This is a genomic window from Flavobacterium supellecticarium (genome assembly GCF_004801375.1).
Classification (GTDB): Bacteria; Bacteroidota; Bacteroidia; order Flavobacteriales; family Flavobacteriaceae; genus Flavobacterium; species Flavobacterium supellecticarium.
The window spans coordinates 83,510-99,308 of the sequence record NZ_SSNZ01000011.1 but is presented as its reverse complement, the minus strand read 5'-3'; the positions used below and the strand labels follow the sequence as shown (position 1 = coordinate 99,308).

13 protein-coding genes are annotated in these 15,799 nt (G+C 40.4%); 7 read left to right on the top strand and 6 right to left on the bottom strand.

Translation table 11 applies throughout. The features are described from left to right. Window positions 1-12: 12 nt before the first annotated feature. The 6 genes from E6C50_RS16665 to E6C50_RS16640 all read right to left on the bottom strand — a co-directional run bounded on the left by E6C50_RS16665 (window position 13) and on the right by E6C50_RS16640 (window position 6,563). Complete coding sequence (locus E6C50_RS16665) at window positions 13-1,014, bottom strand: efflux RND transporter periplasmic adaptor subunit (RefSeq protein ID WP_136404378.1); 1,002 nt, start codon at window positions 1,012-1,014, stop codon at window positions 13-15. Beyond that, the gene (locus E6C50_RS16660; RefSeq protein WP_136404377.1) at window positions 1,014-2,267 is read right to left on the bottom strand and encodes a TolC family protein; all 1,254 of its coding nucleotides are present in this window, start codon (window positions 2,265-2,267) and stop codon (window positions 1,014-1,016) included. Before E6C50_RS16660 ends, E6C50_RS16665 begins: the two co-directional genes overlap by 1 nt. 262 nt (window positions 2,268-2,529) lie before the next feature. Further along, complete coding sequence (gene sufD, locus E6C50_RS16655) at window positions 2,530-3,846, bottom strand: Fe-S cluster assembly protein SufD (RefSeq protein ID WP_136404376.1); 1,317 nt, start codon at window positions 3,844-3,846, stop codon at window positions 2,530-2,532. A 42-nt stretch (window positions 3,847-3,888) separates the two neighbouring features. Next, a complete protein-coding gene (sufC, locus tag E6C50_RS16650; protein WP_136404375.1) occupies window positions 3,889-4,635 on the bottom strand; it encodes a Fe-S cluster assembly ATPase SufC in 747 nt (248 codons plus the stop codon). Window positions 4,636-4,704: 69 nt separating this feature from the next. Then, entirely contained in the window at window positions 4,705-6,153 is a 1,449-nt protein-coding gene (gene sufB, locus E6C50_RS16645; RefSeq protein ID WP_136404374.1) for a Fe-S cluster assembly protein SufB, read from the bottom strand. 80 nt (window positions 6,154-6,233) lie between these two features. Next, entirely contained in the window at window positions 6,234-6,563 is a 330-nt protein-coding gene (locus E6C50_RS16640) for a HesB/IscA family protein (protein ID WP_136404373.1), read from the bottom strand. Window positions 6,564-6,823: 260 nt separating this feature from the next. Here E6C50_RS16640 and E6C50_RS16635 point away from each other — a divergent pair, with 260 nt between their 5' ends. From E6C50_RS16635 to E6C50_RS16605, 7 genes are all read left to right on the top strand, one after another. Beyond that, window positions 6,824-7,684: an MBL fold metallo-hydrolase gene (locus tag E6C50_RS16635; RefSeq protein ID WP_136404372.1), complete on the top strand. Its 861-nt coding sequence runs from the start codon at window positions 6,824-6,826 to the stop codon at window positions 7,682-7,684. A gap of 69 nt (window positions 7,685-7,753) precedes the next feature. After that, window positions 7,754-9,361, top strand: coding sequence for a S8 family peptidase (locus E6C50_RS16630; RefSeq protein ID WP_136404371.1), 1,608 nt, complete (start codon window positions 7,754-7,756; stop codon window positions 9,359-9,361). Between the two features lie 89 nt (window positions 9,362-9,450). Further along, window positions 9,451-11,343 carry a M1 family metallopeptidase gene (locus E6C50_RS16625; RefSeq protein ID WP_136404395.1) on the top strand — a complete coding sequence of 631 codons (1,893 nt, stop codon included), beginning with the start codon at window positions 9,451-9,453 and terminating at the stop codon, window positions 11,341-11,343. 397 nt (window positions 11,344-11,740) lie between these two features. After that, window positions 11,741-12,778 carry a patatin-like phospholipase family protein gene (locus tag E6C50_RS16620; RefSeq protein WP_136404370.1) on the top strand — a complete coding sequence of 346 codons (1,038 nt, stop codon included), beginning with the start codon at window positions 11,741-11,743 and terminating at the stop codon, window positions 12,776-12,778. Window positions 12,779-12,847: 69 nt separating this feature from the next. Then, entirely contained in the window at window positions 12,848-13,234 is a 387-nt protein-coding gene (gene rnpA / locus E6C50_RS16615) for a ribonuclease P protein component (RefSeq protein WP_136404369.1), read from the top strand. An 88-nt stretch (window positions 13,235-13,322) separates the two neighbouring features. After that, window positions 13,323-14,150 carry a DUF4349 domain-containing protein gene (locus tag E6C50_RS16610; RefSeq protein WP_136404368.1) on the top strand — a complete coding sequence of 276 codons (828 nt, stop codon included), beginning with the start codon at window positions 13,323-13,325 and terminating at the stop codon, window positions 14,148-14,150. 2 nt (window positions 14,151-14,152) lie between these two features. Further along, entirely contained in the window at window positions 14,153-15,793 is a 1,641-nt protein-coding gene (locus E6C50_RS16605; RefSeq protein ID WP_136404367.1) for a S41 family peptidase, read from the top strand. Window positions 15,794-15,799: the final 6 nt, after the last annotated feature.

The following is a 15,799-nucleotide window of genomic DNA, read 5'->3' as shown; positions in this document are numbered from 1 at the left end:
TTGTATAACTTTTTAGTAACCGAATGACAATCCTTTAAGCTGCATTACTCCGTCTTTTACGACTTTACTTCCACTATCAACTCCGCCGAAGATGATAATCCGATCGCCAATCTGTTGGCCCATCTGTACTTCTTTTCGTTCAAACTGAGAGTCGTTTTTCTGTATAAACACATAGTTTTTACCTTGTACCGTTACGATAGCCGTTTTGGGTACGCTAATCGTATTATTGCTTTTTAAGCCGAAAGCCACATTGGCATACATGCCCACTTTTAACTTGTCGTCAGCATTATTTAATCCGATACGCAGTTTCACCATACGCGTGGTAAAATCCACACGGTCGGCGATAGCTTCAATTTTTCCGGTAAAGGTTTCGTTTGGATAAGCCGTAAACTGGATGCTACAAGCATCCCCTTTTTTCAACTTACTGATTTGATTTTCCGGGATATCACTCACCAGATACGCGGCCCCTTTTTGTGCTCTTCGCAACAAATCCGGATCAAATCCAGCCGATTTCAGCATGGCTTCGTGTTCGATAATCGCTGCTTTTTCGTTCGACAAATTGGTCATCTCCATTGATAACGCCGTCTGTGCATTTAACAACTCCTGACCGGTCATCGCACCGTGCTGATTCAGGTCTTTTGCCCGGGCCAACTCAATCTGACGTTGTTTGATATTGACATTACTGATTTGTTTGATATTAATCTGATGCTGGATCAATTGGGTGTAATTGGAAGCCAGTTCGGGATTTTCGAACAACACAATATTGTTGGCACTACCGGAATCCGATCCGAGTACCGTGGCACCCACCTGACCCACCGCCATCAAATCGCCGGTTAAGGAACCGTTCCCGATTACTTCGGTTTTAAAGAGATTGAAAATACTCTTATCCTTGAACGTGATAAGGCTTCCGTCGTTTTCTACTTTCGGAGGCTGTGGGTCTTCTACTTTCTTTTTCTCTTTGGAATTGCAGGAAAGCAAAAGCCCTAAAACTAAAATTGAAAAAACACGTTTCATTATTGTGCAATTTGATTTATTAAACCTGTAGTGTATAGTAATTGGATATAACTTTCTTTGTGTTGGTATACCGCTTCGTAATAATTCTCCTGACTGTCATACCAGGTACGTTGCGCTTCCAGAAAGTCAATTAAAGTGGTTCCGCCGCGCATATAAGCGTATTTCACATTACTTAGAATCTGATACGACTGTTCTTTCATCTTTTTCAGATTTCCGGCATTCTGTTCGAACTGTTTGTAACTGGCATAGGCATTCCCAATTTCTGTTTTAATGCGCTCCTGAGAAGTTGCCAGTTCCTGTTCGGCTTTGTCTTTGGTTACCTGTGATTTTTTGATTTCCCCTTGATTTCTGTCGAAAAAAGGCAAATCGATTGTCGCATATATCCCGACATATGGGACACTGTTTTGCGGATTATAAATCGCTCCCAATTCCGGTTGCGGATAGGCCATACTTTTCTGAAGGGAGATATTGCTTTTCATCATCTCCACATTGTTTTTCAGCACGTTGATATCGCTTCGGTTTTCAATGGCATTTTGCAACATCTGATCCTGGTTTTGCAGTGCCGAAAGTTCGACAGCATCATCAGACGCGATTGCAATATCGTTACTCACACCTAAAGCGAATTTCAGTGTATTTAATTTGTTCAGATAATCCTGTTTTGAAGTTTGCGACAACAGGTTGTATTGATTGGCCACCAATTCGGTACGATTGTAATCGGTAGTTGTAATCACCTGATTTTTCAATCGGTTTTTGTTGATCGTAACCAGCGTATCCCAGTTGTTTTTGGCCATCAAAGCCGTTTGCCATTTTTTTTGCGCCAACCAGACATCAAGCCACTTCATCGCCACATCGGTAAGCAGATTGCGTTCGAAATCCTTATAGGTTGCTTCCGAAACCGCTACGCTTTTGTTCGCCACATCGATTTTATTTTTTCGTTGTGACGGAAGCTGGAACTGTTTGGTTAGCTGCCACCAAACCTGGCGGTTCTGGGCATTACTCCATTGGGTCCCGGGCGCATAATGAGCCGATTCGGCCAATTGTAGTGTCTGATTATTTAACGTAAGGTTGGGCCGTAATTTCGCTGTAACCACGTCGGCTTGTGCCACCTGTACGGTGAGTTGTTCCGATTTGAGTTCCCGGTTATTGGCCTTTGCGGTTTGTAGTGCCGTTTTGATATCGTAAACCGTTTGCGATACCGCCACGTCTTTTGCCATAACTACGAGGGCAAAAATGAGCAATAGTTTCAATTTCATATAAAAACAGTATTGAAATTTGTCTTCAACAACGAATCCTAATTCTGCAACAAAATTCCACCTTCACCCAAATAAAAGCTAATTTATCTCATTAGATTTTTATTAGATTTTCATTAAGCCTCTTCATCTTGCAACTAAAATTAACAATAAAAATCGTAATATACTTATATAAAAACACTTAAAATTCGCAAAATGTGTATTTTAAACAAAAAAAAAGCCTGACAAAATTGTCAGGCTTTCATTTCTATATATTGGTCTTTTATTACAAATCGAATCCCATATTAACCCCTAATTTGGTGGCAATGATACGGGCAATTTTGTTTTTTAATTCCGGTATTTTAATACTTGACGTAACCTCACTTGTAAAGGCATACATCAATAAAGCTTTTGCTTCTTTTCTCGGAATTCCGCGTTGTTGCATATAGAACATGGCATTTTCGTCCAACTGTCCGATCGTACAACCGTGCGAGCATTTTACGTCATCGGCAAAGATTTCCAATTGCGGTTTGGCGTTAATCGTCGCTTTATCGCTCAACAAAATGTTGTTATTTTGCTGGAAAGCATCGGTTTTCTGCGCTTCTTTTTCAACATAAATCTTCCCGTTAAACACACCGGTTGCATTGTCCCCAAAAATACCTTTGTAATTCTGGTGACTTTCACAGTTTGGCTGCGCGTGGTGTACCAAAGTATAGTGGTCGACGTGTTGTTTGTCGCCAATAATTGTAATTCCTTTTAACGTACTGTCAATACGCTCTCCTTCGTGATAGAAGTTTAGGTTGTTACGGGTAATATTTCCACCAAAAGTAAAGGTATGTACGGAAACGATACTTTCCTGTTTTTGGGAAATATAGGTATTATCGATCAATGTTGTGGTTTGCACATCATTCTGAATCTTGTAGAAATCGACAATAGCGCGTTTGTGCGCGAAGATTTCGGTAACAGAATTGATCAATACCGGATTCTCGTTTAAGCTCTGATGGCGCTCTGTAATTTGAACATGCGCGTTTTCTCCCACGATAATCAGATTTCGGGGTTGTACCATTAAAGCGGCTTCGTTTCCGGTGGAAAAGTAGATAATTTCGATCGGTTTGTCGGCTACTTTACTTTTCGGGATATTGATATACGCTCCTTCATAGGCAAAAGCCGTATTCAGAGACGTCAGACTTTCTTCCTTACTCGCTACCTGATTAAAATAGGTATCGATAATCATTTTGTATTTGGGTTTGGTCAATGCCGATGACATTAGACAAACATCCAGTCCGTCGTGTGTTGTTGATGACAAAAACGAACTAAAAACCCCGTCTACAAAAACCACTTTATACGTATCGACGTCATTCAGGAAATATTTTTTTACCTCCTTAAAATCGACAGCACTTTCTTCTTTCGGAAATACACTGAAATCCTTTTTTAAAACCGCATTCAGCGACGTATATTTCCAGGCTTCCTCCTTTTTGGTTGGAAAACCTTTATTTTCAAAGTTCTTTAAAGCTTCGGTACGAACGTCGTGCAGGGTTGCCTGTACATCTACGCGTTCTTCAAAAGCCATAAAAGAGGCTAACAGTTTTTCTTTTAAATCCATGTTTATGCGTTTCAAAACCGGAACAACCGGTTATACCGAAATCTAGTTTTCGTTTTTAATCCAATCGTATCCTTTTTCTTCCAGCTCTAATGCCAGTTCTTTTCCTCCGGTTTTAACGATTTTACCATCGTGTAAAACGTGAACGAAATCCGGTACGATATAATCCAAAAGTCTTTGGTAGTGTGTAATTACGATAACAGCGTTGTCTTTACTTTTCAGTTTGTTAACTCCGTTGGCAACGATACGCAAGGCATCGATATCCAATCCGGAATCCGTTTCATCCAGAATGGCCAGTTTCGGTTCCAGCATTGCCATTTGGAAAATCTCATTTCGCTTTTTCTCACCACCCGAAAAACCTTCGTTTAACGAACGGGATAAGAATTTACGGTCAATTTCCAGTAATTCGGATTTTTCACGAATCATTTTCAGCATTTCATTGGCCGGCATTTCTTCCAAACCTTGTGCTTTACGGGTTTCGTTGATCGCCGTTTTCATAAAGTTGGTTACGGAAACGCCCGGAATTTCAATCGGATACTGGAAGGATAAGAATACCCCTTTGTGCGCTCTTTCTTCCGGTGCCAGTTCGATCAGTTCTTCTCCTTCCAAAAGGATTTCTCCTTCGGTCACTTCATAATCTTCACGACCTGCAATTACCGAAGAAAGCGTACTTTTTCCGGCTCCGTTTGGTCCCATGATTGCGTGAACTTCTCCGGCTTTTACTTCCAGATTGATCCCTTTTAATATTTCTTTATCTTCTACGCTAGCGTGTAAATTTTTGATAACTAACATTTTCGCTTCTAATGTTTAATTTTTATTTGTAACGTTTCCGTTGCTTTTATACTGTTTGAAAGATTCGGATTAACCTACCGATCCTTCTAATGAAATTTCAAGTAATTTTTGTGCTTCCACAGCAAACTCCATCGGAAGTTTGTTTAGGACATCCTTACTGAATCCGTTTACGATTAGTGCAATGGCTTTTTCGGTTGGAATACCACGCTGATTACAGTAAAACACCTGATCTTCTCCAATTTTACTGGTCGTTGCTTCGTGTTCGATCTTCGCCGTACTGTTTTTGGATTCGATATACGGGAACGTATGCGCTCCACAGTTATTCCCCATTAGTAACGAGTCACATTGCGAAAAGTTACGGGCATTTTCGGCTCTGGCACTAACCTGAACCAATCCACGGTAACTGTTTTGTGATTTTCCGGCAGAAATACCTTTCGAAATAATTGTACTTCGGGTATTGTTTCCTAAGTGAATCATTTTGGTTCCGGTATCGGCTTGCTGGAAGTTATTGGTAACGGCAATCGAGTAGAATTCGCCTACCGAGTTATCCCCTTTTAATACACATGACGGGTATTTCCAGGTTACCGCAGATCCGGTTTCCACTTGTGTCCAGGATATTTTGGCGTTTTTCTCGCACAATCCTCTTTTGGTTACGAAGTTAAAAACCCCACCTTTTCCTTCTTTATTCCCAGGGAACCAGTTCTGAACCGTCGAATATTTAATTTCGGCATTGTCAAGAGCGATTAGTTCCACAACGGCAGCGTGTAATTGGTTTTCGTCACGCGATGGCGCGGTACATCCTTCCAGATAACTCACATAACTACCTTCGTCGGCAACGACAAGTGTTCTTTCAAACTGTCCTGTTCCGGCCTGATTGATACGGAAATAGGTTGATAATTCCATCGGGCAACGAACGCCTTTCGGAATATAACAAAACGATCCGTCGGAGAATACCGCTGAGTTTAAAGCGGCATAAAAGTTGTCTTTTTGCGGCACAACCGAACCGATATACTGACGCACCAATTCCGGATGTTCCTGAATGGCTTCCGAAATGGAGCAGAAAATAATTCCTTTTTCGGCCAACGTTTTTTTAAACGTAGTGGCTACGGAAACCGAGTCCATTACGATATCAACCGCCACACCGGCCAGTTTCTTTTGTTCGTCTATAGAGATACCCAGCTTTTTAAAGGTCTCCAGTAATTCCGGATCCACCTCATCCAAACTTTGGTATTTATCTTTTTTCTTAGGAGCAGAATAATAGGAGATCGACTGAAAATCAGGTTTTTCGTAGTGTACGTTAGCCCATTCCGGTTCGATCATTTCCGTCCAGGCACGGAAAGCCTCCAGTCGCCATTCGGTCATCCATTCCGGTTCCCCTTTCTTTTTCGAAATGGCCCGAACGATGTCTTCATTTAACCCAACAGGAAACGTTTCCGATTCGATATCGGTATAGAAACCATATTCATACTCTTTGGTTTCCAGTTCTTTTTTTAATTCTTCTTCAGTATACTTACTCATTTCTATATGCTTGTTCTCAATACTTTTACCTTATTCCGGTTTTAAGCCGGAATTAAGGTATTGGTATAATGACTTATCTTTTAAAGTGAAAAACTTTCACCGCAACCGCAGGTTCTGTTCGCGTTAGGATTGTTAAAAACAAATCCTTTTCCGTTTAATCCCCCGGAATATTCCAAAGTAGTTCCCACCAAATACAAAAAGCTTTTTTTATCAACCGCTATTCTTATATTATTGTCTTCGAACACTTTATCATCATCGCCTAAGCTTTTATCAAACTTTAAGTCATACGATAAGCCTGAACAACCGCCACTTTTTACGCCTACGCGAACATAATCGGTAGCAGCGTCAAAACCATCGTCTTCCATTAAATTGACGATTCTTTTTTTTGCTGTTTCAGATACTTTTATCATAATGTTTAAACAGATTATTTCTAATTTCCTGCAAAGATATTACAAATATTGCGGTTTGCCACACTACCTAACATTTTTATAACGAATAGCTTGATAGAAAATAGTTATAACATGATATTTGTCATTTTTAAATCCTAAAAAGTCCCCTACTATTGTAAGTTTTTCCCTTTTATATTTAAACCGGTTGCGGTTTCGCTGTATTTATTTTTCCTGATTTAGCATTAAAAAGTATCTTTACATTCCAAATTAAAACGAATGCAATGAAATTATATCCTATAGAAAGTGGCAACTTTAAACTGGATGGCGGTGCTATGTTTGGCGTGGTTCCGAAAACCATCTGGAACAAAACCAATCCTGCTGACGAAAATAACCTTATTGATATCGCGGCACGATGCCTCTTGATCGAAGATGGCAACCGACTGATTCTGATCGATACCGGAATGGGTAACAAACAATCGGACAAGTTTTTCGGCTATTATTCTCTTTGGGGCGATCATACGATTGACAAATCACTGGCGCTACACGGTTTTCACCGCGACGATATTACCGATGTATTTATGACGCATCTTCATTTTGATCATTGTGGCGGTAGCGTAGTCTGGAATAAAGACCGGACCGGATACGAAGTCGGTTTTAAAAATGCGACGTTCTGGACCAACGAAAACCATTGGGAATGGGCCACCAAACCGAATGCCCGCGAAAAAGCCTCTTTTTTAAGTGAAAACATTTTACCGATTCAGGAAAGCGGTCAGCTACAATTTATACAACGCCCGGACGGTGATTACCTTGAAAAATCGGAATTAGGCTTCGGCATCTTTTTTGTCGACGGTCATACCGAAAAGCAAATGATTCCGCATATCGAATACAACGGCAAAACACTTGTTTTTTGTGCCGATCTTTTAGCTACGGCCGGTCATATCCCGATTCCATATGTGATGGGATACGACACCCGTCCGTTGTTAACACTGGACGAAAAAACCAAATTTATGAACCATGCTGCCGATAAAAACTATCTTTTGTTTTTAGAACACGATGCGCATAATCCAATCATTACCGTCGAACATACCGAAAAAGGCGTACGTTTAAAAGACGTATTTACTTGTGATGAAATACTAAAGTAGTGTTAATCTCAGTCCTTTTTGTAACAAAAACAAATACTTTCGACCTATAAAATCAGAAAAACAAAGAATATGAAACTAATAAAACCGCTTTACTTATCTGCCGCATTGGCTATAGCCCTGACAAGTTGCAGCACACAAAAAACAAGTGTTTACGCACCTATTTCCGCACCGGATAATATGCCGGTTAAAGTGGGTAAACTGGCTGAAAAAGATTTAAAACGCTGGAGTCATCTGGATCTTATTAAAGATACGGTTCCCGGAATGAGTGTAGACAGAGCCTATGACTTCTTAAAAGGTAAAAAAAGTAAAAAAGTAATCGTTGGAGTTGTGGATTCCGGAGTAGATATTGATCATGAAGATTTAAAACCGGTTATCTGGAACAATCCAAAAGAAATCGCTGGTAATGGTATCGACGATGATAAAAACGGATTTATCGATGACATCCACGGATGGAATTTCTTAGGAAAAGCAGAACATGAGAATATGGAATTCACGCGTATCCTGAAAAAAGGAGACACCAATTCCGAAGCCTATAAAAAAGCAAAAGAGGCCTACGATAAAGAATACAATGAAGTAATTCAGGCCAAACAACAATTGGATTTTATCTTAAATGCCAGCAATACCCTTAAAAAGCATTTAAAGAAAGACACCTATACTTTAGAAGATATTCAGAAAATCCAGACGACCGACCCGGCTGTAAACCAGGCGAAAATGGTAATGTCGCAGGTATTACCACAAACGGGGAACGACCTGAAAAAAATAGACGAGTTCAAAGACCAGGTATACAGTCAGGTGAACTACCACTTAAACCTTGAATTTAACGGAAGAAAACTGGTTGGTGACAATCCGGACGATATTAAAGACGTAAAGTACGGAGACAATAACGTAATCGGCCCAGAAAAAGAAGGCGCAAAACACGGAACACACGTAGCCGGTATTATCGCACAAACCCGTGGAAACGGATTGGGTGGCGACGGTGTTGCAAGTAATAACGTAGAAATCATGGCCGTAAGAGCGGTGCCGGATGGAGACGAATATGATAAAGACATCGCATTGGCAATTCGTTATGCAGTAGACAACGGTGCAAAAGTGATCAACGGAAGTTTCGGAAAATACTTCGCACAACACCCGGAATGGGTATATGATGCGATCAAATATGCCGCTTCAAAAGACGTACTATTGGTGGTGGCTGCCGGTAACGAAGGTTTAGACCTGAATGCAGATGGTGGTGTAGATCGTTTCCCGAACGACAACATCAAAATGGGACCAGAAATTGCTAACAACTTCCTTACGGTAGGTGCCTTAAATTATGTGTACGGACCGGAATTGGTTGCCGATTTCTCCAACTACGGTAAATCGGATGTGGATGTATTTGCACCGGGTGAAAAAATCTATGCGACTACACCAAATCAAAGCTACGAATACCTACAGGGAACGTCAATGGCATCACCAAATGTTGCCGGAGTAGCAGCCTTGATCCGTTCGTACTATCCTAGTCTAACAGCGGCTCAGGTAAAACAGATCATTATGGATTCCGGTATTGCGGTAAAACAGGATGTTATTTTAGGAGGGGATCCTAACAATGTACGACCGTTTAGCGAAATATCCAAATCCGGGAAAATGGTAAATGCTTATAACGCATTGATCATGGCCGACAAGATGGCTTCTAAAAAATAATTCCAAAACAACATGCTGAAATGGAAGGGACTCCCTTCCATTTTGGCTATTATATCGATCGGCAACGATCCAAAATCAATTACTACAAAATGAAAAAGTTATTCTTACTTTCTTTACTGAGCATTGGCAGTTTGTGGGCACAGAAAAACAACCCGGATCCGGGTTACTGGCAACAACATGTTGACTACAAAATGGAGGTAAACATGGATGTAAAAAACTTCCAGTACAAAGGAAAACAAACACTCGTTTACACCAACAATTCACCCGATACCTTACGCAAGGTATTTTACCATTTGTATTTTAACGCCTTCCAACCGGGGAGCGAAATGGATGCCCGTTTAAAAACCATTTCCGATCCGGACAAACGTATGGTCAAAAGCTTTAAAACCGGAGATAAAACGGTAAAAGAAAGTAGAATCAGCACCTTAAAACCCAATGAAATCGGTTATCTTAAAGTGGCCAATTTCAAACAGGATGGTATTGCTGCCACTAGTCGCGTAGTGGGAACCGTATTGGAAGTCGAATTGGCCAAGCCTATTTTACCGGGGAAATCCACCACATTTGCCCTGGATTTTGATGGACAGGTTCCGCTTCAAATCCGTCGTTCCGGAAGAAATTCCGACGAAGGGGTAGCGCTTTCGATGACACAATGGTATCCTAAAATTGCCGAATTCGATTTCGAAGGATGGCATGCCGATCCCTATATCGGACGTGAATTCCACGGTGTTTGGGGTGATTTTGACGTAAAAATTACGATCGACAAAGATTACGTAATCGGATCAACCGGTTATTTACAAAACAAAAACGAGATTGGTCACGGATACGAAGACAAAGGTACTACAGTGACCTATCCTAAAAAGACCAAAACGCTTACCTGGCATTTTGTAGCACCAATGGTACACGATTTCGCATGGGGAGCCGACAAAGATTTTATCCATGATATTTACCCGGGACCCAACAATGTAGAACTGCACTTTTTCTACAAAAACAACCCGAAATACATGGACAAATGGAAAGAGCTTCAGCCAAAAACAGCCGCTCTAATGGACTTTTTCAATAAATCCGTAGGTGAATATCCTTACAAGCAATATTCTGTGATTCAGGGTGGCGACGGTGGTATGGAATATGCTATGTGTACGTTGATTACCGGCGACAGAAGTCTTCCGAGTTTAATTGGTGTAACGGCGCACGAAATGGCACACTCCTGGTTTCAGCACGTTTTAGCAACCAACGAAAGCAAACACTTCTGGATGGACGAAGGATTTACCTCCTTTATTTCGGATCTTGCAATGATCAAGGTAATGGATAAAAAACTTCAGGAAGACGAAAATCCGTTCCAATCGGCCTACAACAACTATTTCTATATGGTCAATACCGGTCATGAGCAACCACAATCCACACATGCGGACCGATTTGACGAGAACATGATTTATAGTATTTCGGCCTATAGCAAAGGGGAAGTATTTTTAACCCAATTGGGCTATGTAATCGGAATGGACAAAATGATGGAAACATTAAAACGTTATTTCCACGATTATAAATTTACGCACCCAACGCCAAACGACTTTAAACGTACTGCCGAACGTGTTTCGGGAGCATCATTGGACTGGTATCTGAACGACTGGACCAAAACCACAAATACTATCGATTACGGAATCAAATCGGTTACGGAAGACGGAAAAAACACGAAAGTAACCTTAGAAAGAATCGGAAGAATGCCAATGCCTTTGGATATTCTTGTAGTCTATCAGGATGGAAGCAAAGAAAGTTTCTATATCCCGAATACCTTAATGCGTTGGAACAAAGAGAATCCATTCCCGGAAATCCAACGAACTGTTTTAGGAGGATGGGATTGGGCTTTTACCACGTATGATTTCACCATCGGAAAAGAGAAAAAAGCCATCAAAGCTATTGTGATCGATCCAAGTGATTTAATGGCCGATGTTAAAAAAGAAAACAACGTTTACGAAGTAAAACCATAAACGGACACAAACCAAAAAAAGCGGCTTTAGAGCCGCTTTTTTTATGACTATATAATATTGAATTACAACAATTTCGAACCTAATTTACTTATAAACAATAATTTACTATCGACATCGTTTTGATTATTGATGAAAAAACCGCGTTGTGGAACACTAAAAAAATTGGGATAATGACCAACGACGGGTACGAATGTGTGAGCATTTTTACCAATCATGGCTGGGAATGGGCCAGAAACTGGAAAACCTTTTAAAGATTTAGCACACTTTGACAAACGCAGTTAACGATTGGAAAAAATAATCAAATTTGAAGACCGATAAAAATGGTTATATAATTCTTTTGTAATACATTAGCCACAACAAAATCCCCTGTAAATCGGGAGGGTAATCCCTTTGTATCATGTCAAAAAAAATACGCATATTAAGCCTTGATGGAGGTGGTATCCGCGGAATCATTACCTGCGTGATCCTGAAATATATCGAAGAAGAATTGCAAAAACTGGATAATCCCAATGCAAAATTAGGTGATTATTTCGATTTGGTTGCCGGAAGCAGTACCGGTGGTTTACTAACCTCGATTCTATTATTTCCGGACAAAAACAAAAAAGCCAAATTTTCGGTAGAAGCCGCTTTGGATCTTTACGCCAAAAAAGGGGAAAGCATTTTTAATGTTTCGCTTTGGGAACATATGATCAACCCATTCGGATTGTTTAACGAAAAGATCTCGCAACGCAATCTGGAAAAACAACTTTTGCAAGTTTTTGGCGATTTGCAATTACAACATTTTATTAAGCCTTGTTTGATCACCTCCTACGATATTGGTCAGCGAAAAGCCAAATTTTTCACCAGTCACGAAGCCGAATCGACGCTGGAAAACTTTTACGTTCGGGATGTGTGTCGGGCGACAAGTGCTGCGCCAACCTACTTTGAACCGGCTAAAATAAAATCATTATACGGTCAGGAATTCACCCTGATCGACGGTGGTGTTTATGCCAACAATCCCGCTTTGTGTGCCTATGCCGAAGCCCGAAAAATTGCCTTTTCGAAAATTTTAGGCGATAAGGAAAAAATCGATTATCCTGCCATTAATGATATGATCATTGTTTCAGTTGGAACTGGGGAAGTTCACAAACCGTATACTTTTGAAAAATTTGAAAACGCTGGTAAAATCAAATGGATCGGACCATTAATCGACATATTGCTGTCGGCCAACGTCGAAACCGTAGATTATCACCTGACGAAAATGTACGAAACCCTAGGGCCGCGTAACCAGAAAAATTATTACCGACTGATGCCACAATTAAAAAACGCTTCGCCGGAAATGGATGATACCTCGCAAAAAAACATCTACGAACTCATTCAGGCCGGTTTGTTTTATGTCGATCAGAACCGGGAAATGCTCCGGGAAATTGCGAAGAAACTGATCAAAAACAAATAAGCAATAGCAAACCGGTCAGGTATTGGTAAACCTGACCGGTTTTATGCTACCTTTTTGTACCTTTGCCGGATGAAAAACACCTATCCGAAAGCCGAAAAGCTCAAAAGCCGAAGCACAATCGATTTACTCTTTACTCAGGGGAAATCGGTTTCCAAATACCCATTGCGTTTGGTATATGTCCCTTTGGAATCGGATGAATCGGATGAAAAAATCAAAATGGGTGTTTCCGTTTCAAAAAAATATTTTAAAAAAGCCGTAGACCGCAATTATTTTAAACGGGTGTTACGCGAAACCTACCGATTAAACAAAAACAGGCTGTTGGATACGATCGACAAACCCTATGCCTTTATGTTTCTCTATCAAACCAAAGAACGCTTGTCCTATCAGGAAATCGAAGAAAAAACCGTGCAGCTTTTTGAAAAGTTTGCCGATTCCATCCAAAATAAAGAATTGTAAGATTTTTCATTTTATAGAATTCCAATTCCATCTAAAATTGTACTTTTAGTTGTGATTTTACGTTGTATATCAAACTAATGGTATTTCTATGAAAAAAATTCTCGTTGTTGTAGCGATCCTTATCTTTTCTATTAGCTGTAAAAACCAACAGTCCGAAGATGTGGCTGTGGCGGAATCCCTGGATGTCAAAATGATGAATCTGGAAGCCGCACCCGTGGCTGCTTCTGAAACATCAGGTTCCGGTGGATCGGAAACGATTATCGAACCCAAAATCATTAAAAATGCCAACCTCCGGTTTGAAACATCCGACCTCAACCAGTCGTATGCCGATATTCAGAAAGCCCTTGTAAAATATAAGGCTACCATCCAAAACGATGTAACCGGAAAAAATAGCAATTCGGTGTACCGCGACCTGACGATTCGGGTTCCGAATACGGCTTTTGATGCATTTATCACCGATATCGGCAAAGGCGTTTCTCATTTTGATCGGAAAGAAATTTCATCCGAGGATGTAACCGAGGAGTATATCGATATCGAATCGCGCATCAACACCAAAAAAACGTTGGAAAAACGCTACCTGGATTTATTAAACAAAGCGACTAAAGTTTCCGAAATACTGGAAATCGAAAAAGGACTGGCTACCGTTCGCGAGGAAATCGAATCGATCGAAGGGCGGTTAAAATATTTACAAAGCCGGATCGCGATGAGCACCATCACGATCGATATGTATACCCAAAATGCTTCCGAAAGCGGCGCGACCGTTTCCTATGGCAGTAAAATGTGGAATTCGTTTAAAGAAGGCTTTTTCGGAATTTCAACTTTCTTTCTTGACCTACTGCAAGTTTGGCCATTTATCCTTATTTTCGTGTTACTTTTGGTGTATATACGCAAAAGATTAAAGAAAAAATCCGTTTAAAAATGCTACGTCAGTTTAAAAGAAGATATATTATTCCTGTAGTTGCAGGAGGTTTTTTGTTTGTAGGTGCCAGTTTCAGAGATGACTTTTTTGAGATTGCCAAGCAGATTGAAATCTTCACAACGTTATTTAAAACCGTCAATCAGAATTATGTAGACGAGACCAATCCGGCCGATTTGATGGACAAAGCCATTAAAAACATGTTGTTGGATCTGGATCCGTATACGGTTTACTTTAACGAACAGGATGTTGCGAAATTCAAGATCAATTCGACCGGTGAATATACCGGAATCGGTGCGTATATTTCACGACGCGAAGGGCGTTTGATCATTCGTGAACCCTACAAAAACTTTCCGGCCGACAAAGCCGGTTTAAAAGCCGGGGATGAAATTGTTCAGATTGGCGATGTAAACCTGGTTGATTTTAAAGACGATGCCGCCCAACTTTTAAAAGGCTCTAAAAATTCAAAGATCGACATACAATACAAACGTCAGGGAAAACTAATGAAAACCCAAATTGTACTGGATGAAGTCGAAATTAAAGCGGTACCTTTTTATGCATTGTTAGCCGACAAAACAACCGGTTATATTGTATTGTCGCAGTTTAATGCCAAAGCATCGGCCGAAACCAAAGACGCGCTGGAAAAATTAAAAAGTCAGGGCGCGACCCGAATCATCTTGGATTTACGCGGAAATCCGGGTGGTTTATTGCATGAAGCCGTAAACATCTGTAATCTTTTTGTACCGCAAAATGAGGTAATCGTAACCACAAAATCAAAAATTGAGAAACACAATAACAGCTATAAAACACAAAAACAACCGGTTGACCTGACGATTCCACTGGCTGTTCTGGTTGATGGAAAAAGTGCGTCCGCGTCCGAAATTGTAGCCGGAGCGTTACAGGATCTGGACAGAGCTGTAATTGTAGGCGCCAGAAGTTTCGGAAAAGGATTGGTACAACGTCCGTTGGATTTAACCTACGGAACACAGGTCAAAGTAACTATTTCCCGCTACTATACGCCATCCGGAAGATGTATTCAGGCGTTGGATTATTCCAAAAAAGATAAAAACGGAAAAGCGATCCGTACCGATGCGAGTCAGTATAACGCTTTTAAAACCCGTAAAGGAAGAACCGTTTATGACGGTGGTGGTATCCAACCCGACATCGAGCTTGCAGAAGCAAAAACCAGTACGATCTCGGATGCTTTGCTAAAAAACGACGGGATTTTCAACTACGTAACGCAGTACTATTATAAAAATCCGAATTTAGGAACAACCATTCCGACTTTTTCGGACACCGATTTTACCGAATTCAAAGCCTTTTTGAAAAAGGAAAAATTCGAATTCGATACCGAAACCGAACTGGCTTTAAAAAACACCTTAGCCACAGCCAAAAAGGAAAAAATCGAAGAAAGTATTACTGCCGAATACCAACAACTATTAGCAGCCGTACAACGAAGTGAGGAAAAAGAACTGGATAAAAACAAGTCGGAAATCAAAAAACTTATCGTCGACGAAATCATAAAACGCTATCAGTATAAGGAAGGATTGTATCAATATTACACAAAAAGTAACATAGAAATAACAAAAGCGCAAGCATTGCTCAATAATCAGTCGGAATACAATAAAATCCTTAAAAATTAATTTTCG